General features: G+C 39.3%; 14 protein-coding genes and 3 pseudogenes. 8 read left to right on the top strand and 9 right to left on the bottom strand.

Features of this window, described 5'->3' with window-relative positions:
• The first annotated feature begins 17 nt into the window (after nt 1-17).
• Nucleotides 18-1,469 carry an MFS transporter gene (locus VF06_RS16065; protein WP_099071231.1) on the top strand — a complete coding sequence of 484 codons (1,452 nt, stop codon included), beginning with the start codon at nt 18-20 and terminating at the stop codon, nt 1,467-1,469.
• 34 nt (nt 1,470-1,503) lie between these two features.
• Nucleotides 1,504-1,794 (top strand): annotated as a pseudogene (locus VF06_RS16060) (urease accessory protein UreH domain-containing protein); the annotation flags it as partial.
• Here the strand turns inward: VF06_RS16060 and rtcA are convergent.
• Together rtcA and VF06_RS16050 are read right to left on the bottom strand one after the other, a co-directional pair.
• Nucleotides 1,771-2,829 (bottom strand): RNA 3'-terminal phosphate cyclase, encoded by a 1,059-nt coding sequence (rtcA, locus tag VF06_RS16055; protein WP_099071230.1) that lies wholly within the window; start codon nt 2,827-2,829, stop codon nt 1,771-1,773. The pseudogene VF06_RS16060 and the gene rtcA overlap by 24 nt on opposite strands.
• Before the next feature lie 386 nt (nt 2,830-3,215).
• On the bottom strand, nt 3,216-4,550 hold the full coding sequence (locus tag VF06_RS16050) for an FAD-binding oxidoreductase (protein WP_099071229.1): 1,335 nt from the start codon (nt 4,548-4,550) through the stop codon (nt 3,216-3,218).
• A 213-nt stretch (nt 4,551-4,763) separates the two neighbouring features.
• Between VF06_RS16050 and VF06_RS16045 the strand changes: the two are divergent.
• Nucleotides 4,764-4,895: pseudogene (locus VF06_RS16045) on the top strand (addiction module protein); the annotation flags it as partial.
• Between the two features lie 43 nt (nt 4,896-4,938).
• Here VF06_RS16045 and VF06_RS16040 read toward each other — a convergent pair.
• On the bottom strand, nt 4,939-5,766 hold the full coding sequence (locus VF06_RS16040) for an ABC transporter permease (protein WP_099071228.1): 828 nt from the start codon (nt 5,764-5,766) through the stop codon (nt 4,939-4,941).
• 1,175 nt (nt 5,767-6,941) lie between these two features.
• Between VF06_RS16040 and rocD the strand changes: the two genes are divergently transcribed.
• On the top strand, nt 6,942-8,192 hold the full coding sequence (gene rocD / locus VF06_RS16035; RefSeq protein WP_099071227.1) for an ornithine--oxo-acid transaminase: 1,251 nt from the start codon (nt 6,942-6,944) through the stop codon (nt 8,190-8,192).
• A 423-nt stretch (nt 8,193-8,615) separates the two neighbouring features.
• The gene (locus VF06_RS16030; protein WP_099071226.1) at nt 8,616-9,659 is read left to right on the top strand and encodes a 1,9-bis(guanidino)-5-aza-nonane synthase; all 1,044 of its coding nucleotides are present in this window, start codon (nt 8,616-8,618) and stop codon (nt 9,657-9,659) included.
• 85 nt (nt 9,660-9,744) lie between these two features.
• Here the strand turns inward: VF06_RS16030 and VF06_RS16025 are convergent, their stop codons facing one another.
• From VF06_RS16025 to VF06_RS16005, 5 genes are all read right to left on the bottom strand, one after another.
• Nucleotides 9,745-10,494: a tetratricopeptide repeat protein gene (locus VF06_RS16025; protein ID WP_180267352.1), complete on the bottom strand. Its 750-nt coding sequence runs from the start codon at nt 10,492-10,494 to the stop codon at nt 9,745-9,747.
• A gap of 324 nt (nt 10,495-10,818) precedes the next feature.
• Nucleotides 10,819-11,319 (bottom strand): hypothetical protein, encoded by a 501-nt coding sequence (locus VF06_RS16020; protein ID WP_099071224.1) that lies wholly within the window; start codon nt 11,317-11,319, stop codon nt 10,819-10,821.
• 444 nt (nt 11,320-11,763) lie between these two features.
• A complete protein-coding gene (locus tag VF06_RS16015) occupies nt 11,764-12,516 on the bottom strand; it encodes an ABC transporter ATP-binding protein (protein WP_099071223.1) in 753 nt (250 codons plus the stop codon).
• 149 nt (nt 12,517-12,665) lie between these two features.
• Nucleotides 12,666-13,730 (bottom strand): ABC transporter substrate-binding protein, encoded by a 1,065-nt coding sequence (locus VF06_RS16010; protein ID WP_099071222.1) that lies wholly within the window; start codon nt 13,728-13,730, stop codon nt 12,666-12,668.
• A gap of 21 nt (nt 13,731-13,751) precedes the next feature.
• A complete protein-coding gene (locus VF06_RS16005) occupies nt 13,752-14,234 on the bottom strand; it encodes a tetratricopeptide repeat protein (protein WP_099071221.1) in 483 nt (160 codons plus the stop codon).
• 286 nt (nt 14,235-14,520) lie between these two features.
• Here VF06_RS16005 and VF06_RS42720 point away from each other — a divergent pair.
• Nucleotides 14,521-14,861: pseudogene (locus tag VF06_RS42720) on the top strand (GTP cyclohydrolase II); the annotation flags it as partial.
• A gap of 840 nt (nt 14,862-15,701) precedes the next feature.
• On the opposite strand, the gene VF06_RS43385 reads toward VF06_RS42720, so the two are convergent.
• Nucleotides 15,702-16,682, bottom strand: coding sequence for a calcium-binding protein (locus tag VF06_RS43385; RefSeq protein ID WP_099071220.1), 981 nt, complete (start codon nt 16,680-16,682; stop codon nt 15,702-15,704).
• 1,365 nt (nt 16,683-18,047) lie between these two features.
• On the opposite strand from VF06_RS43385, the gene VF06_RS42700 reads away from it, so the two are divergent.
• Together VF06_RS42700 and VF06_RS15990 are read left to right on the top strand one after the other, a co-directional pair.
• The gene (locus tag VF06_RS42700) at nt 18,048-18,152 is read left to right on the top strand and encodes a uracil phosphoribosyltransferase (protein WP_143861751.1); all 105 of its coding nucleotides are present in this window, start codon (nt 18,048-18,050) and stop codon (nt 18,150-18,152) included.
• Nucleotides 18,153-18,401: 249 nt separating this feature from the next.
• Nucleotides 18,402-18,752, top strand: coding sequence for a Na-translocating system protein MpsC family protein (locus tag VF06_RS15990; RefSeq protein ID WP_099070392.1), 351 nt, complete (start codon nt 18,402-18,404; stop codon nt 18,750-18,752).
• Nucleotides 18,753-18,872: the final 120 nt, after the last annotated feature.

Raw genomic sequence — 18,872 nt, 5'->3', positions numbered from 1 at the left:
TATGAGTGTAAATTTTTATGAATGATTCTGCTGCTGATGGTGATGCTCAACAAACACCTCAAAATGAAAAACTAAATCTGAGTACTAAAATTGCTTTCGGTGCGGGAGATTTGGGAACAGCGATCGCAGCTATGATTGGTATCACCTATCTGTCACCGTTCCTCACTGATGTTGCTGGTTTAGATCCCAACTTAGCCGGACGAACCCAATTAATCGGTAAAGTTTGGGATGCAGTCAACGATCCGATGGTTGGTGTATTGAGCGATCGCACTCAAAGTAGTCAAGGAAGGCGCTATCCTTGGATGATTTGGGGAGCAATTCCCTTTGGAATTTTCTTCTTTTTGCAGTGGATTGTTCCGCAATTCAGCAATCAAGAAAGTGTCAATGAGTGGGGGTTATTTTGGTATTACACTGCTGTTTCTATTTTATTTAATGCTTTCTATACAATTGTCAATTTACCATATACAGCCCTCACCGCAGAACTAACTCAAGACTACGATGAACGTACTAGTTTAACTAGCTTCCGCTTTTTCTTTTCTATTGGCGGTAGCATTTTCGCCATACTTCTTTTTTTAGTTATCTCCATATTTATTCCCAATAATAGACAACTACAATATGTAGTAGGAGGAGCCATCTGTGCTGTTATCTCTGTCTTACCTTTGTATTGGTGTGTCTGGGGAACAAAAAAACGCGCTCAAGCAGTAGCAAAGTTACACCCACAAACTGAGCAACAAGTTTCTATTCCTTTAGGACAACAACTCAAAATAGTTTTTACTAATCGCCCTTTCTTGTTTGTAGTAGGTATCTACCTTTGTTCTTGGTTGAGTTTTCAATTGTCAGCTGGTATTATTCCTTACTTTGTCACTAGTTGGATGCGGCTACCGCAATGGCACGTTAGCTTGGTCTTGCTGACGGTGCAAGGAACCGCTATGTCTATGCTGTTTGTTTGGACTTCTCTTAGTAAGCGTTTTGGCAAACAAGCTGTGTACTACATGGGGATGAGTGTCTGGCTTATTGCCCAAGTTGGACTTTTTTTCTTGCAACCCGATCAAATCATCCTAATGTATATTTTGGCACTAATGGCAGGTTTTGGTGTCTCTACTGCTTATCTTGTTCCCTGGTCAATGTTACCCGATGTAATTGAGTTGGATGAACTCAAAACTGGACAGCGACGAGAGGGTATTTTTTACAGCTTTATGGTGTTTCTTCAGAAAATTTGTTTAGGATTTGCAGTTTATCTGGTTTTACAAAGATTAGGTGCAGCTGGTTATATTAAACCCACACCAGATATCGTGATGCCAATTCAACCGGATACTGTGTTAAATGTAATTCGTAGTTTTATTGGGCCAGTACCAGCGATCGCTTTAATTTTAGGTTTAGTTTTAACCTATTTTTATCCAATCACCCGCGAAATGCACTCAGAAATCATCTTGAAACTCAAACAAAGGCAAGAGAACAGAGGAAAATAAACATCACCCACCAAGCAAATCCGTCACGAACCGATCGCTAATTGCGTTGGGTATTGCGGAGGGAATTGTACCTTGTTCATGGGCGCTAGTTTTGTTCTTAAGTGCGATCGCTTTACATCAAGCTGCTTATGGAGTGATGTTAATTAGTGCATTTAGCTTGGGATTAGCATCAGTGTTGATAGCCATCGGATTAATTGTAGTTTATGCCCATCAATGGATAGATCGCTTACCCAATAGTGCCAAATTTCTGCAAAATTTATCGATGCTTGGTGCTGTTGTTGTGATTGTCGCAGGTGCAGCATTAACAGCGATCGCTGTGATTTAAACTCTTTACCGACACTCTTCTCTCAATTTCATCTACTTTTATCTGTGCTAATCCAAATTGTTGAATTACTCCAGCATTGGTAGTCAAATGACTACTGACCTCAGCTACTCGATAATGACTTTCTTGTGAGGCTAAAGCAGCTGGTAATAATAACTGGTCTGCTAAGTGTTCGTCTACTGGTGCGCCTGTGTGATGAAATTCAAGTAGTTGATGACAAGCAATTTCCGCAACTGTTTCGGCTGATAATCGCAAACGCCCAAAGCCACCAAAACCAGCCAAGCTGTTTTGATACTCAGCAGTGAGGAAAATACCCGCGCCTGGTGCAACGCCTTTTTCTCGTGATGCTTGCACGGCAACTTTTAAATGCGCTTCTCTAAGCAAATTTTCGGCACGATTGGCCATACGTTGGGGTATGTGGGAAGGTAATTCTGTGACCACAGCAACTCCCCGCACCTGCTGTAAACTCCCGCGTTCCAATAAATCGATCCCGTGAAGTTGACAACCACCAGTAACTTGCAATTCTATTTCTCCGCCTCCTTGGGGATACCAACCCCAAGCGCCTAATTTGACTTTTGCTTCTACTCCCATGCGTTGCAATATCCGCAGATAAACTTGCTCGATGTATGTAACTGTGGGGCTAAAGTTCACATGAGTTCCACCTTTGAGTGTTACTTGGGAATTGCCGGGTGCTAGTGCTAAAGGTAGGAGAATTGTCTGGAGAATTAAAGCGATCGCACCCGCAGAACCACCAGGTTGTGCTTTACTAACATCAAAGGCATAGGTTCCAGCTTGCACAGCACTACCCGGAATAAATTCCAATTGCATTGAACCCAAAGCATCACCTGATAGTTGGGCATTACAAATTCTAGCGGCCGCACGAACAGCTGTTAAATGCTGTGGTGCTAACCCTGGCTTTTTGCGTCCGGCGCGAATACCTGTAATCCTTATTGCTTCGCCAGTGATAGCGGCTAGACTTAAGGAAGTGCGAAGAACTTGTCCGCCTCCCTCTCCGTAAGAACCATCAATTTCAATCATGGGTGATTTTGGAATGTTATTCTGGGTTCTGCCCACGGAATATTTAAAATTCAGGAGTCAGAATTCAGGAGTCAGAATTCAGGAGTCAGAATTCAGGAGTCAGAATTCAGGAGTCAGAATTCAGGAGTCAGAATTCAGAAGTTAGAATTCAGGAGTCAGAATTCAGGAGTCAGAATTCAGGAGTCAGAATTCAGAAGTTAGAATTCAGGAGTCAGAATTCAGGAGTCAGAATTCAGAAGTTAGAATTCAGGAGTCAGAATTTAAGAATACTCCAATTTTTATAGCAAATTTCCAAAAGTGTGGAGTACACAAACTAGGTCTGCTAACCAGGTATGAAAAATTTTTTACTTCTGACTACTGACTTTTGACTCCTGAATTCTTAATCCTTATCCTTGCAGAACTTTACTTTTACCAGGGTTCATTAACCCATAAGGGTCTACTATTTCTTTAAATTTTAACTGCTCTGGGTCAATAACTTTTCTTCCACCATCTTCAATAATATAGGTGTGAGGATTGGCAATAGTCACACCGTGTTCTTCGTGATAGCGCATAATTTCATTCAGACGTTCTTCTGTGGTGTAGCGTACAAGTTGCAAGCCACCAGGAACTACAGCACCGTTGACGCGAAAAAATTCTAAATGCATCATTACTTCATCGCCAAAATGATTATACATATGCTCTACAAGTTGCAGACTTTTAGCCGCCGGAAACATACTTTGTAGGTAGGTAATTCCAGTGTCTACAGTCCGGGCGTGTAAGGTGGTGTGGTTCCAAGTAAATTCTGCTAGTGGCGTGCCTTTGGCTGCTTCTGGGGCTAATTTTTCATAGGTAATCTGGCCGCCATACCGCTGTACCAAACCGGGCAATAATTCTAAACTCGGTTCCGCAAGCATCAAAAATACCGCATGAGTACCTTCAGGAATATATTGTTGCAAGGCGTGAAAATATCGCGGAATTGGTGATGCAAAGGCAGAAATTAATTTGCTAATCATACCATCAGCATTACCAAGTGTATGACTAAATTTTGCTGCTGCCATAAAGTCATCAAATGTAACGATGACTTCTGCCCAGGGATAAGCAGGGCCTAAGGGAATTTCAACTTCGGTAATGATGCCGTTAATACCCCAAGCATGGTTAACTTTTTGTACATTGTCTCCCCGCAATTCTATAACTCGCGGTTCATCTTCTAAAGTTACCACTCGCAGTGCTAAGATATTGCCGCGATCGCGTAACGATCCGTATTGTATTGAGCCAATACCCCCACTCCCCCCAGCAATAAATCCGCCAATTGTGGCTGTGCGGTAAGTCGAGGGTGCCATACGGATTTCCCAGCCGAATTCTCTGGTTTTTTTATCTATAGCCGCCAATTTGATTCCGGCTTCTACCCGCGCCACCCCTGGCTTTACCCAAAGAATCTTTTGCATCCGCGTCATGTCTAAAATTACCCCACCATGCAACGGTACGCATTGCCCATAATTCCCGGTTCCAGCACCCCGGACAGTTACGGGTACGCGGTATTTTGCACAGGCCGCCGCGACTTTTAAAACTTCTGCTTCACTGGTGGGACGCACCGCAATATCCCCCACTTTTCCCTCTAATTTCGGCACCAGCACTGGGCTAAAGGTGTGATAATCATGAGATAATTTTGCGACTTGGGCTGCTTCTGTGATTATTTCTATGCCTTCTAGAGAATTAATCAGGGTATCTAAGTTGGTTGTCATAATTTATAAATCAGGACTTCTAAGTTGACTGTGGTTATAGCTTATTATTAATTACGCTACGCCATAATCTCTATGCTTACCCTTGTCAAGAGTTGGGAAATCCAAAACAATATTCTCTCAAGCCTATAATTAGAATTATTGGGTAGAGTGCAAAATATGAGTGAAACTGCCGAAAAACTCAAACTATAACTTTCTCAATTTTCTGCAAAAGAACGTGCTGAAATTGCGTACTTTTTAATTCATTCTCTGGATGAGGGTATAGATGATAATCTAGAAACTTCTTGCGATCGGGAATTAATACAACGGTTGGAAGACATTAATAGTCAGACTGACAATATACTCTAAGTCTTGAAACTCTTTTATATATGGAGCATAATCAAATTCCGATCTAGTTTTCTTCTTTCACAGCACTTTCATGCCACTTACTTAATATAAAATCAGATAAAAGATTCAAAACAACAAAAATCAAGACACCCAACCCAGTTGTTAGAAATAACGCTGCAAACATCCGAGGAATTTGTAAGTTGTAGCTAGATATCAAAATTCGGTAAGCAATACCCGATTTTGCACCACCAGTCCCGGCGACAAACTCAGCCACCACAGCACCAATTAACGCTAAACCACCGCTGATTTTTAACCCGCCTAAAAAGTAAGGCATGGCACTAGGTAAACGGAGATACAGTAGTGTTTGCCAGCGAGAAGCTTTGTAAAGTTGAAATAAGTTGAGCAAGTTTCGGTCAACGCTGTTGAGTCCTAATGTAGTGTTGGAAACAATGGGAAAAAAAGCGACTATCCAAGCACAGACTACTAAGGCAGCAAAAGTATTATTTTTTAACCAAAGAATTATTAAAGGTGCGATCGCCACTATGGGAGTTGTTTGTAAAATTACCGCATAGGGAAATAAACTGCGCTCAATCCATTTACTTTGAGCGAACAAAATCGCTATCAATAAACCAGAAATTGCCGCAGCCACAAAGGCAAAGATTGTAATTTGCAGTGTAATTAATAATGATGGAAAAAGTTCATTCCAGTCAGTAATTAATGTTTGAAATACTAATATTGGGCCAGGGAGGATATAAGGAGGTAAATGCATTACCCGCACCAAGATATCCCACAGTAATAGTACTACAATACCAACTGCGATCGGTGCAAATACATCAGCATAAATTAATTTTTTTGGCGTTTTTTGTGACTGGAGACGACGGATAAACAGCATTTTCAAAAGTTCAAAATTGAATCTGAGCAATTTTAAAGCATGGAGGTATGACTGTGGTGGTTTTATTTTTCATATGCAAGTTATTTTGACGCCAAAGCTATGTTAGTAAAGCGTTATATTCATTTGTATTCTTCTTTTTTCGTCTCACACCACTTTGCTCCACTTGGTAGACCCCAAGACCACAGTGTTTTCCTTTTTCTAGAAGACTAGCACTTTTAGCTACGCGATCGCCGCCACTAATTGATTTTACTTCAGTTGGGCGAACTGCTGATGCTAATTTAGTAATTTAGCGGCTTATCAAACCAACACTTTCTCCATTAAGGTAATCGGATTTTCTGCCATAGTATGGACATTAAAATAAAGTACAATTTTATTATCCCCCTCCCTAGCATTGATAGGTTGGAAATTTAATGATAATGTAGATGCAGCAACAATCTATAGTAATCTAATTGAATTACTCAAATTACTTGCATAGGCAAGCAATAGACAATAAATCATAGTCAAAAAGACAGTTAGAAGTGTAGTGAATTTTTTCACGCAATCAAATACTGTCCGTAGGCAAAAAATAGGTTTTTTTGATTAAAGATATCTTATAAAAATAAGATTAATACCGGAAAAGTCATACTATACTTTAGAGCTATCGATTTTTATGTCAGTAAAATTTTACATTCAGACAGAGTGGGCAACTGGTTTTCTTCACTAAAAATAGGCAAAAAATGTCCTACACAAGTTGCGTGTCTGGAAAATGAGCAAATGACCGGTCACAGTAATTCGTAATTATTATCTCATGGATAAATCCGGAGGATTGAATAAAGTTGCTATTGCGTTTTTGTTTATAGCACTTACGCAAAATATCTCTCAAATTTTCATTGCTCCGTGACCTCTGCGCCTCCGTGGTAGCGTGCTGCAAGCCGCTCCACGTCTACAATGTTTTCATAACCCGTGCGTAAGTTATGGTTTATTCATAACTCAAATTATTTGGTCTATTACTCAACGAATTAATTACGAATTACGAATTATTTTGTCAAAAATCCTTGGAATTGGGAACTATAAAACGAAGAAGACAACTAGATTTTTCTTCTTTGGCTCATACCTGTTGAGTGTTTCATTTGACTGGTAATCTTTGAGATGTTTTCTAGTTTTATTTCCATACATCAAAACTATCAGGAGCAAATATGCAAGCAGCGAACGTAACTCTGGGAATTTCCAACTTTAACATTATGAATACCCAGGATTATATTGAACTAGAACAGCAATATGGTGCTGATAATTACCATCCTTTAGATGTAGTCATTACTAAAGGAGAAGGAGTGTGGGTATGGGATATAGAAGGTAAAAAATACCTTGATTTTCTTTCAGCTTATTCAGCATTAAATCAAGGTCATTGTCATCCTAAAATTCTCCAAGCGATGATCAAACAAGCCGAGAAAGTTACACTAACGTCCAGAGCTTTTCGCAATGATCAATTGGGAAGATTTTATCAAAAGCTTTCTGAGATTTCTGGCTTACCTAAAGTGCTACCCATGAATTCGGGAGCCGAAGCTGTGGAAACGGCTATCAAAGCCATTCGTAAATGGGCTTATAAAGTAAAAGGTGTACCAGAAAATCAAGCAGAAATTATTGTTTGTAGTAATAATTTTTCTGGACGCACTATTAGTTTAATCAGTTTCTCTACAGAAGAACAATATCAAGATGGATTTGGGCCTTTAACTACTGGGTTTAAAGTTATTCCTTTTGGTGATGCTCAAGCATTAGAACAAGCGATTACTCCTAACACTGCTGCATTTTTGGTAGAACCAATTCAGGGGGAGGGAGGTATTATCGTTCCTTCTCATGGTTTTTTAAAGCAAGCTGAACAAATCTGTCGCCATCATAATATTTTATTGGTTTTTGATGAAATTCAAACTGGGTTGGGAAGAACAGGTAAAATGTTTGCCCATCAATATGAGGATGTCCAGCCTGATGGCATAACTGTAGGTAAAGCTTTATCTGGTGGATTTTATCCCATTTCTGCGTTTATTTCGACAGAAGAAGTGATGGGTATATTTCAGCCAGGAGATCATGGTAGTACCTTTGGTGGAAATCCTTTAGCTGCTGCTATCTCAATTGCCGCACTTGATGTTCTTATAGAAGAAGAATTATCAGAAAAAGCCTTAAAACTAGGGGAATATTTTATAGAGAAATTACAATCAATTGAGAGTGCATATATCAAGGAAGTACGCGGCAAAGGTTTATTAATTGGCATGGAATTGTACCCCGAAGCTGGTGGTGCAAGGCGTTTTTGTAAAGCCTTAGCTAAAGAGGGATTATTAGCTAAAGAAACTAGAGATAATGTCATTCGTTTTGCTCCACCCTTAGTTATTTCTCAAGATGAAATAGATTGGGCATTAGAGAAAATTGAGCGAGTTTTGACAACCACTGGTTAGTTTGGCATAAATTGAGTTCTCTGGGGTGGTTAGTGGTGTTTGAGAAGTCATTAGTAGCAAAATTGAACAGTCGTCTCATTCAACTTATGAGTATTTGGGATTTGTACGTCAAATTGAGTAAAAGACGACAATCAGATCCCGGTTTGTCCTGGTACGACCACTGCGAAGAGCCTAGTACAAGAAGGTAAAAGTAAAAAGTGAGCCACTGCGTTGGGCGGGTTTCCCGACTTGTACCCCTACGGGGAAGCAAGCTACGCGTAGCGTCTCCGATTAGGAGAAGCAAGTGACGTTAGCGACGCAGGAGCGTCACTCTGAAGGAGTCAAAAGGCAAAAGAAAGAAGTTTTATACTATAGGCTTTTGCCTTATAGACGCTATGCAGACCGGATGATTTTAATTTTCAAAAAAAGAAAGGACAATCTACCATGAATCGTGAAGAACTTTTGCAAGAAACCGTGCAACCAATTGACATTAAAGCTTTTGATGTTGTTGGCTTGGTGGAAGCAATGGGTAAGACGGCTTTCCAAGGTCGAAATTTGGGACGTGCAGCAAAAATTTACGATGCAATGCTGCAAGATAAAGAATGCACGATTATTCTGTGTTTAGCTGGGTCTTTATTTAGTGCTGGACTCAAGGGAATAGTCCACGACTTAATTACTCACAATATGGTAGATGCGATCGTGTCTACTGGCGCTAACATTGTTGACCAAGATTTCTTTGAAGCGTTGGGTTATCGTCATTATGTCGGCGATCCCTTTGCTGATGATGAGGTGCTAAGACAGCAACGCATAGACCGCATATATGACACCTATATTGATGAGGATCAACTGCGGGTATGTGACATGACGATTGCAGAAATCGCCGAGGGTTTAGAGAAGCGTCCCTATTCTTCACGGGAATTTATTCAGGAAATGGCGGTTTATTTGGAACGTCGGGGAAACTATGATCAATCTGTGGTGCAAGCTGCTTATCAACACCAAGTACCAATTTTTGTCCCCGCTTTTAGTGACTGTTCTGCTGGCTTTGGCTTAGTGCATCATCAATGGAATTCTCCAGAATCTCATTTAACCATTGACTCGGTGCGAGACTTTCGGGAGTTGACCCAGTGTAAACTAGCTTCTAATTACACTGGCTTGGTAATGATTGGTGGTGGTGTACCAAAAAACTTCGCTCAAGATACGGTGGTAGCTGCGGAAATGCTGGGGTTTGAGACGAGTATGCACAAGTATACAATTCAAGTCACCGTCGCTGATGAACGAGATGGGGCTTTATCTGGTTCTACTCTTAAAGAGGCTCATTCTTGGGGCAAAGTAGATAAAGCTACTGAACAGATGGTGTTTTCTGAGGCGACTGTGGCGTTCCCGTTAATTGCGGGGTATGCGTATCATAAGGGGAACTGGCGCGATCGCCAACCGCATCGTTTAGCTCAACTGTTCACTCAAACTCAACCCAAAGTAGCAACTGTGTAGCAATTTCCGGGGGGCAAGGAAAGCCCCCTAAAATTGCTATTGGTATTAGACGAGACGAAAACCGACGCCGTCTACTTTGCCATTTTTACTTTTGCCTGGGAGTAATAGTTGTGGACTGAAGCTCTTTTAATTGGTTCAAAGTCCTTTGATATTCCTCAGTTTTGTTATTTACTTGATATAATTTTGCTGCTTTTTGAAAGTCAGAAATAGCGGCTTGCTTTTGACCTAAACGACGTTGAACCAGACCTCGATTATAATAGGATACTGCCGACTCAGGTTCAAGTTTAATTGCTTGATTAAAGTCTGCGATCGCACTTTTATTATCCCCTAAAGCCAGATAGGAAAGACCCCTATCATTGTAGATAAATAAACTAAAAACTCCATTTGGATCGATTTTGAGGGCTGTGTTATATTTTGCGATCGCACCTTTGTGGTCGCCTAATTTAGCGTGAGCATTGGCGCTGTTGGTATATACAGAAACGTCCTTTGGCCGTGGTCTGAGTTTGATAGCTCGATCGTAATCAGAAATTGCACCTGCATAGTCTTTTAAGAAATTGCGAATCATTGCCCGACCTAAATAAGCATCTACATCATTAGGATTGAGCTTAATTGCTCTATCGGATTCAACAAGAGCTTTTTCCAGTTCTTCCCTTGTAATTCCAAGTTCGACCAAGGGGTCAGCCGTTGTTTGAGCCTGGGCAACTATTACCGGAGATATATTATGTGAGCTAATATTTGCGATCGCTTTTTGATTTCCACCCGTGTTTAGTAACACCAATATGCTTGAAATTCCTAACAAACTTGGTAGGATGAATCTATATGTTTTTTGTATCATAATTTCTCCAAAAATTTGATATTTGAGATGGTATATAGGACTCATATATGATTTGGTGAAAAAACTCAGTACACCCCTAAATTCCTTTTTTCCTGTTCCCTGCTCCCTGTTCCCTCCCCACACAAATATGTTCATTACTCAAATCAGATTCCTATATGAAATGAATATTTTTAGCCTTGGATAGCAATTTCAGGGAATCTTGTATCTTGTGTATGGAAAATCTTACGTAATTTATAGATTGTCAATCGTAATTACTGAATCTTGATAAAATCGAGACCATTACGTGGCATTTCGTGAATACTAAAAACTTTTTACGAACTATTTTTACAGATTAAAATTAGAGCCAAAAACCTTCAGCATATTTCGGGTAGATTCTATCGAGCGATCGGTATATTCCTTGCGAATTTTAGGACTAAATTGAGTTGTGATTTTATTGTATTCTGGGGCAACAGCACCCACTTCGACCTCCGCAATCAATTTTCCGTCTTGAAACATCCAGGCTTGCCCACTACCAGTATCTCTAAACGCAAATAGCTTGCCACCATAAAAGTAAGCTGTTGGCCCATTTTCTCCCTCTGGCCCTTCCATGCTAACTCTGGTGTGAATATCTTCCATCCGGCACAGTTGATATTCTAAACTCTCGAATCTACGCGTTTCTGGACGCACACAATTTTCATCTACAAAACTGGTATGTCGATCGAATTTCTCTTTGTAAGTTAGCTTGACTTTTGCTGGTACTTGGGCTTGGGTAGATTGTATTTCTGGGTAATTAAATATGCAAAAAGTTCCTATAAGTGCTAACAGCAAATTTGAGTATTTGAGCATAGTTAAATAAAAGTAAGAATTTCATTTATCAAGCATAAAATACTTTTTACTTGCATTCTTCCGTGAAATTACCTCATTTGGAGAATTATATGAAAAGTTTTTCAGGATTATTTAAATAAAAACAAAGCAGATTTCAATAATTACAGGACTTAAGCAAGTGTGACAAAAAATCAATTTTTTTGCTTGTAGTAAGGAATTTAGTCCTCTAATAAGGACTGAAGTCCTTACTACAAACTTAAAATAATATGCCAGTTGCGTAAGTCCTAAATTAGAATTAAAACAGATTTTACATATACAGCAAATTGCAACTTTGTGAGGTACAGGTAATTGTAAGGGCGTAGGCTTTGCCTTCCCGTAGGGTACGACTGTTAGCCCCTACTTGTGTACTTCATTTTGTAACGCTATTCCTATTTTCTCGTGCGTCTGTGTTGCCTCTGTGCTTATTTATCTCATAGCTTGGGCTAGATGCAGAGAAATTTCGCGGCAATATTGGTTATACAGCGATGATGTCCGAAAGTCATCGTCACGGGGATAGGAAGCATCAATTTTTATATCTGCTACGATACGTCCAGGACTTTTCCCCATAATTAGCACTCGATTTGATAAATAAACTGCTTCATAAATATTGTGGGTGACAAAAACCACTGTCCAGTGCTGTTGACACCATAAATCGAGTAAATCACTGTTGAGTTTACTACGAGTAATTTCATCTAATGCGCCAAATGGTTCATCCATTAATAGGATATTTGGCTGAGTTACTAATGCCCTAGCAATTGACACCCGCATTTTCATCCCACCAGATAATTCGCGGGGATAGTTGTTTTCAAAGCCTTCTAATCCTACCAATGTTAATGTCTGCTGTAGTAATTTTTGGCTGTCTCGTTTAGAGATTCCCGCCAACTTTAGGGGTAAGCGTATATTTTCCCAAACATTTGCCCAAGGCATAAGCGCAGCATCTTGAAAAACAAAAGCCAGTTTTTTTGGTTGCTGAGTTATACCCCAGTTAATATTACCAGAACTCATTTGTCCCAGTCCGGCAATTAAGCGCAGTACTGTACTTTTACCGCAACCAGAGGGGCCGACTAAACTCACAAATTGCCCCTCTGGAATCGCTAAATTTAAGTCTTGCAGGGCAACAGTACCATTGGCGTAGACTTTGCTAATGTGACTGAGTGTGATAATGGGACGGTTACTCATGCAACAAATTTAGAGAATAACAGCGATCGCTCACCTAATTTTAGATTTTAAATTTTAGATTTTGGATTGAATATTACAAATTTAAAATTTAAACAGGTTTGAAGCCCCTAAATTCATCCGTGAAATAAATCTAAAAACCCAAAATTGATTCACTTCTTGTAATAGCCTACCCCTTTATTCACAAATTGCAAGGTGTAAGCTTGTTGATAATTAACGTTGGGTTGGGAAATCTGAGTATCAACCATACTATCGAAGAGTGATTTCCACCTTTCGTCACTCATGGCCCCAATACCTTGTTGTTCTGCTATGTCAGAAATGATGATTTGATATTCGTTGAGCTTTTGAATGCTATAAGCTAGTTGCTCATCTGTCATTTCGGGATTATCTTTTTTAATCAGTTGATTCCCTGGTTGGGGATTTTCTAAATAACTATACCAACCTTTAATGGAAGCATCAACAAATCGTTGTACTAATTCCGGGTTTTTGTCTACAAGTTCTTTTTTAGTTTCAATAGTAGTTGCGTATGGTTGATAACCATAATCTGCTAATAAAAATACCAGTGGCTCAAAACCGCCTTGCTTTTCAATGGCAAAGGGTTCAGATGTAACATAACCTTGTTGAGCGGAGTTTTTGTCAGTTAAAAATGGAGCCGGATTAAAGTTATAAGGACGCTTTTGATCGTCGGTAAAACCATACTTTGCTTCCAGTAACGGCCAATAGGTGATGTTAGCAGAAGCAGAAACATAAATTGGTTTGCCTTTGAGATCTGCCAGGGTTTTAATTGCTGTGTTGGGATGGGCAATGAGACACCAAGGATCTTTTTGAAAAATTGCTGCGACTGTGATTTTGGGAATACCCTGTGCAATGGCATTTATGGCGTCAATGCCATAACCCATAAAGAAATCTACCGCACCCCCCATCAACAATTGAGTACCACTCCCCACTTGGGGGCCACCCATTTTGATAGTGACATCTAAGCCGTAGTCTTTGTAAATGCCAGTGGCAATCGCTTGATAAAATCCACCGTGTTCTGCTTGTGCTATCCAGTTTGTGCCGAATGTCACTTTCTCCAAACCAGAACTTTTCGTTGATGGTTGGTTGTTGTTAGTACAAGCTGCAATCAAGCTACTAGCAATATAGATAGAACTATATTGAATAAAATTACGGCGAGTTAGGCGATTAATTGTTGCTGATGAGGGTAAAAACGGATTCATAAAAAACTATGATGCTCTCTCCTATCTACCGTCGTAGCTCAATCTAAATGTACATTCTAAAATCAACTTTTGATTCACCAGCGAATAGGGTTGAATTTCTAAAGCACGTTTGAAAGCGCGGATAGCCTCACTATACCTTCCTAGTGCTGCATAACACAAACCCATACCATGAAGGGCACCAAAATGTATTGGATTTATCTGCACAACCATCTGACAATCTGCCAGAGATTTTTGATAATCACCAATACTGTAATAAAGAAAAGCTCGTCGATTCCAGGCTTCAGCAAAATCTGGCTGTTCTCTGAGTAATTCAGTCAGTGCTGTTTCGGCTTGGGTAATTTCACCAGCATCAAGTAACTTTTGACTGCGGTCAATTCTTTCCAGCCCATAGATTCCCTTTTGCTGAAACCAGATTCGCCAGATTTTTCTGGTTGCCTGTTCGCGCACTGTAGCATCGGGATTTTTCAACTCTTCAAGTAAGGAATTGATAGATAAAGAATCCATGAATTTGAGATCAGTGAATATACCTTTCTTTTTACTTTCTCACAAAATTTATCTGATAAAACATTTTTAAAGTCATCTTTAAATTTACGGAGATCAATTGCTATTTATGAAATTTCTGTGTTATTTTTTGTATGCTACAATATGACTAATGACAAACTCGACATTAAAACTCATAACTGCTTGTTGGTAAGGATGTCACGCTTTTAAAAATAAAAACTAACTATAGGTAGTTGACAGTTCCCTAGTAACTAATAGTTCATAAAAATATTACAAAAATCTTCATGAGCATAAAGAATGCAACCGTTGTGATGTATTTGGCTCAGATATTTGCAGCTGTCGTGCCTATTTGGTACATGGAATTGAAGTGTGCGTCCAAACCGCACAGCAACATGGCAGCATAATTATTGATTGTCGCAAAGAAAACCGCGTTGAGAAGTTACATTGACTAGGCATCACCTACATTGACCGTATAGTATCAATGAGTGACATGAAATACAACGCTATTACTCAGGCAGAAATTGAGATTATAGAAAAAATACCAATCCCAAAAGATTGAATTCCCAAGATGCACGCGTAGAAATCGAAGCAAAAAAAGCCACTGGATATTACACCACAGGCGATGTCTGAGCTGGACTTTATTCATTTTTTTGACAACGCGATCGCTTAAGCTGAAACCATTAGACTTCTCTTAGAAGTCGGGAAAAGGGGAAGGGGAAAGGTTTGGTATTTTCCCTTTCCCCAATAAAGATGCATCGCTTTGACCACAAGAGTGCAACAAGCAATTGATTGCAAGAGGTCTATTGTGTAACGGTCTTTTTACTTTTTTAACTTCATCGATGGACTGTGACGTAGAAAAAGTATTTGCCAACAAGCCAGGGTTTTTGCCGGATAACAAAACCAAGTTTTTAATTTTGGATAAAGTCGAGATAAAAAATTATTTTATTAACAAGTTTGGGCTAACAAAAAAAACTGCATTTTAATAAAATCAATTACCAAAATGCAGCAAACTACTGTTTGCCTCACTAAACCAATGAGGATATTAGAGATATATCATTCATTAGCAGTGAGTCCAAGCTTACTGCAACCTTACTTCTTCGATCAAACAGAATACATGCAATTATTTAGAAGAAGCATTTCGACTTCTCCCAAGGGGAGACGCTACGCGTAGCTTGCTTCCCGTTCGCGTAGCGTCTCGTAGACAAGAGAAGGGTACGCTCAATGCTCGGTAAGCTTATTCCAAGAGGGTTGAGCGCAGTCGAAAAGCGAGATCGAGTTAGGTTTAATTTAGTCCTTCTACTTATAAGGAGATTATGGAAGAATTTAGTGGGGAATTGAACCCATCACTAAATTCCTAAATTCACTACAAAACCTTAAGTTCAAGTATCTTCAGTCCCACAGTGCTGATTCTTCCACCCTGCACACAGCAGGTTAAGGGCAGTCTACCGCAGGCAAAACACGGCTAAATACTTATACGAAAACAAAGCCAGTGCTAAAGTCTGAAAGCGAAACTCCTTGAACAATTGCAATTAGGTCGTTATTGAAAGATATTGCCGTCCCTGACGGAAGACCAGTACCAGCAGCACTCAAGCTATAGGAAGACGCAGACCCAATTAACTCGATCGCATCTTGGTTAATATTGAAGTCAGTAATCAGCGCGAAGTCATTATTCCCAAGATCGTCATAGAAAACCTCAGTACCTGCTGCCAGGACGAAGGTATCACTTCCGTTACCACTAGTTAAGGTATCAAGTTCGCCAGTACCGAATCCAAACTCTGGAACAAAAGGATCGACACCAATCAGTCGGTCGTTCCCACCACCACCATTAAGTAAATCATTGCCAGCTCCACCAATCAATAAGTCGTTGCCATCTCCACCAGTGAGAATATCATTCCCAACTCCTGTGCCTCCAAAGAGTGTGTCGTTACCAGCGTTGCCAGTCACAAAGTCGTTCCCTGCATCACCGTTGAATAAGTCGTCACCATCACCACCGGATATGTTGTCATTTCCAGAACCCCCAAAGGCTCGATCGTCTCCGGCATCCCCAAAAATGATGTCTGCACCATCTCCGCCATTGAGGTTGTCATTTGCATTTCCGCCATTGATAATGTCATTACCAGCGTCACCGAAGATTGTATCTCCGTCATTACCACCGATGATGCGATCGCTGCCGCTGCCCCCATTGATGACATCAACTCCATCGCCGCCATCAATGTAGTCATTACCGGCATCACCAAAGATTTGGTCATTGCCGCTGTCGGCCTCAATTAAGTCGTTTCCATTTCCGGCAACGATTAAGTCAGCCCCATCGCCACCAAAGATTTGGTCGTCACCGTTTAGGGATACAATAATATCGTCCCCAGCTAGCCCAAAAATTTGATCGCTCTCAACGGTAGTAGTAAGCAAATCGTTTCCAGGTGTGCCATAAATTTGGTTAGTTTCGATAGCCATATGTTTTTGTCTGTTTACTCAAAGGAATTAGTGAAAGGCCAACAGTAGTTATAGACAATTTGGGAGAGATCCAAGGATTGTCTAGATTGTCCAAAAAACTGTCAATCAAGCTCAGCTATGTAGCTCAATTGCATGGAATACAGGAAGTAGTGATGCATTCGTAAGGCGCACAGGTACGTTACGTCTTGACCACGTGTTGCATCTATAAACAAACGCGTAGCGATCGCACAGCACTGTGGAGAGAAGTCTGTAAAGTAGGCTTCTGACAGGCTGCTCCTCAAAATTTAAAACACCATTAATCCGATTCAAGCGATGGCCTTGAACCTCAGAACTTCCTCTAGCTCGATAACTGCCATAACTGAGCTATGGCAAATTTTTTGGTACTGGATGTACACATTTTATTTTCCCTACAAAAAGGAATATTTAGTATCAACTATTCCTGTATTTTGTTACTCTCATAAAAGGAAAATAAAATAACAATTCTCAAAGCCGACATCGTCATAATTAGGGTAATTACATATTGATGTTAATCATCAACATGTAGGTCATTTAAAAATTGAACGAACATCATAAATCCAGATTTTTGTGTAGAAAAATCTGAAATAATCAGCAATATCAAACTTGCTGTTAAACAACAATCTGATATCCTTCTGTGTTTAAAATACCATTATTTCTATTGATTTATTCCTATATCTAAAGAAGTAAATAATATTAGTATATACCTCATTAATTGTATATATGTATACAATTAATATCATTATTAATTTAATATTAAATTATAAAAAATAAGTGTTTGATACTAACTAAGTTTACTTAAGACTAGTTTTTAGTAGATTTGCAATTACAGTTTCGTGAAGGTTTTGTAAAATTTATTTCAAGAAAAATAAATAAGTAAGGATACCAACTTTTGAAAAAAAGAATTCTATGACTATGTAGTAAACTGAACTATTACTTAATCAATAAAATATGCACAACCAAGTAACATTAATTGATCGCACGAGATTTACCGCTTAAATTTGAACAGATTCAAACACCAATGCTTCCAATGAATGGGCCAATGCTGGCTCCGGATTAAAAATTGGTACTAGTACAACAAGGCAAAAGTAAAAAGGCAAAAGTAAAAAGAAAGAATAACGATACTACAAGGCTTTTAGCAATTCCTTATGGTCTATTTATTTACGCCGACCTGTACTAGTAGTACGCCAAGGCAACTTGGCTCTTTAAAGGGGAAGGTGGGGCCCCTAAAGGGGATAAGGGGCAAGGGGGAAAGCTACTCATGTTTTTTATCCCTTCCCCTTTTCCCACAAGAGTGCAAAAAGCACTTGTGCAAGAGGTCTATTGAGCATTTCTGTGAAGTGCCTTTTGATGTACTATTTTATACGACTACTTATTGATGGACATTTGAACGAGGATGGTTATATTATTCCTGAGTTGGGAGATGCAGGCGATCGCTTGTTTAGCATAAAATAAACTAATTACTCATATAACCAAATAGTAACTACGAGTGATTAAATGCAGACTCCACCAATTTTTAATTAAGAATTTTTACACTTTTAGTATCTAGGATTGTTTACCTCAAAAACCCTACTAAATGCATGACATTAATACACAAACTTAATCTATGGCATCGATAAATTTTTCAGAATATATCTGATATAATATAATCTTTAAAACTCCTATTCGGAGACTCTAACAATAAATATTATACTCTAACTACTAATGATACAACCTACTATTGGACAACTAGAAACAGAAATATCAGACCAAGTTAAAAACTTATATCATCAAAGACTGGGACAGCTTCCTAGCCAAATTATTTGTCATTTTTTTGACACAGAAATCATAATTTCTCTAGAAAACTCTATTACCCCTGTTGAAGAAACTTTACTTCAGGGGGGTTATGAAAATTTAGCAGAACAAGTGCGATCGTACTTGGATAAATTAATCAAACCACAATTGAAAAAAACCATCGAAGAAATTATTGGCAAACCTGTTCTTAATTTGATGACCAATACAAATTTAGTCACACGTCGTACTGGAATTATTGTGATTTTAAAATCTGTTAACTGAGGTTTATCTCTAACGAAAAATTCAAAAACTTAACTGATTGAGCTAGCAGTGCATTGATACTAATAGTAACCTGCTTTGATTTTTGGAATTAAGTAGGCGAGTATGAATATTTATCGTTAG

The sequence above is a fragment of the Nostoc linckia z4 genome, assembly GCF_002608075.1.
GTDB lineage: Bacteria > Cyanobacteriota > Cyanobacteriia > Cyanobacteriales > Nostocaceae > Nostoc > Nostoc linckia.
This window is presented reverse-complemented; position numbering and strand designations above follow the sequence as displayed.

Bases quoted from the DNA above. Each gene is read 5' to 3' on its own strand.
- VF06_RS16005 (WP_099071221.1), bottom strand. From the start codon at position 14,234: ATGGATTCTTTATCTATCAATTCCTTACTTGAAGAGTTGAAAAATCCC.
- VF06_RS16015 (WP_099071223.1), bottom strand. From the start codon at position 12,516: ATGAGTAACCGTCCCATTATCACACTCAGTCACATTAGCAAAGTCTAC.
- VF06_RS16020 (WP_099071224.1), bottom strand. From the start codon at position 11,319: ATGCTCAAATACTCAAATTTGCTGTTAGCACTTATAGGAACTTTTTGC.
- VF06_RS16030 (WP_099071226.1), top strand. From the start codon at position 8,616: ATGAATCGTGAAGAACTTTTGCAAGAAACCGTGCAACCAATTGACATT.
- VF06_RS42700 (WP_143861751.1), top strand. From the start codon at position 18,048: ATGTACTATTTTATACGACTACTTATTGATGGACATTTGAACGAGGAT.
- VF06_RS16010 (WP_099071222.1), bottom strand. From the start codon at position 13,730: ATGAATCCGTTTTTACCCTCATCAGCAACAATTAATCGCCTAACTCGC.
- rocD (WP_099071227.1), top strand. From the start codon at position 6,942: ATGCAAGCAGCGAACGTAACTCTGGGAATTTCCAACTTTAACATTATG.
- VF06_RS16040 (WP_099071228.1), bottom strand. From the start codon at position 5,766: ATGCTGTTTATCCGTCGTCTCCAGTCACAAAAAACGCCAAAAAAATTA.
- VF06_RS16050 (WP_099071229.1), bottom strand. From the start codon at position 4,550: ATGACAACCAACTTAGATACCCTGATTAATTCTCTAGAAGGCATAGAA.
- VF06_RS16065 (WP_099071231.1), top strand. From the start codon at position 18: ATGAATGATTCTGCTGCTGATGGTGATGCTCAACAAACACCTCAAAAT.
- VF06_RS16025 (WP_180267352.1), bottom strand. From the start codon at position 10,494: ATGATACAAAAAACATATAGATTCATCCTACCAAGTTTGTTAGGAATT.
- VF06_RS15990 (WP_099070392.1), top strand. From the start codon at position 18,402: ATGATACAACCTACTATTGGACAACTAGAAACAGAAATATCAGACCAA.
- VF06_RS43385 (WP_099071220.1), bottom strand. From the start codon at position 16,682: ATGGCTATCGAAACTAACCAAATTTATGGCACACCTGGAAACGATTTG.
- rtcA (WP_099071230.1), bottom strand. From the start codon at position 2,829: ATGATTGAAATTGATGGTTCTTACGGAGAGGGAGGCGGACAAGTTCTT.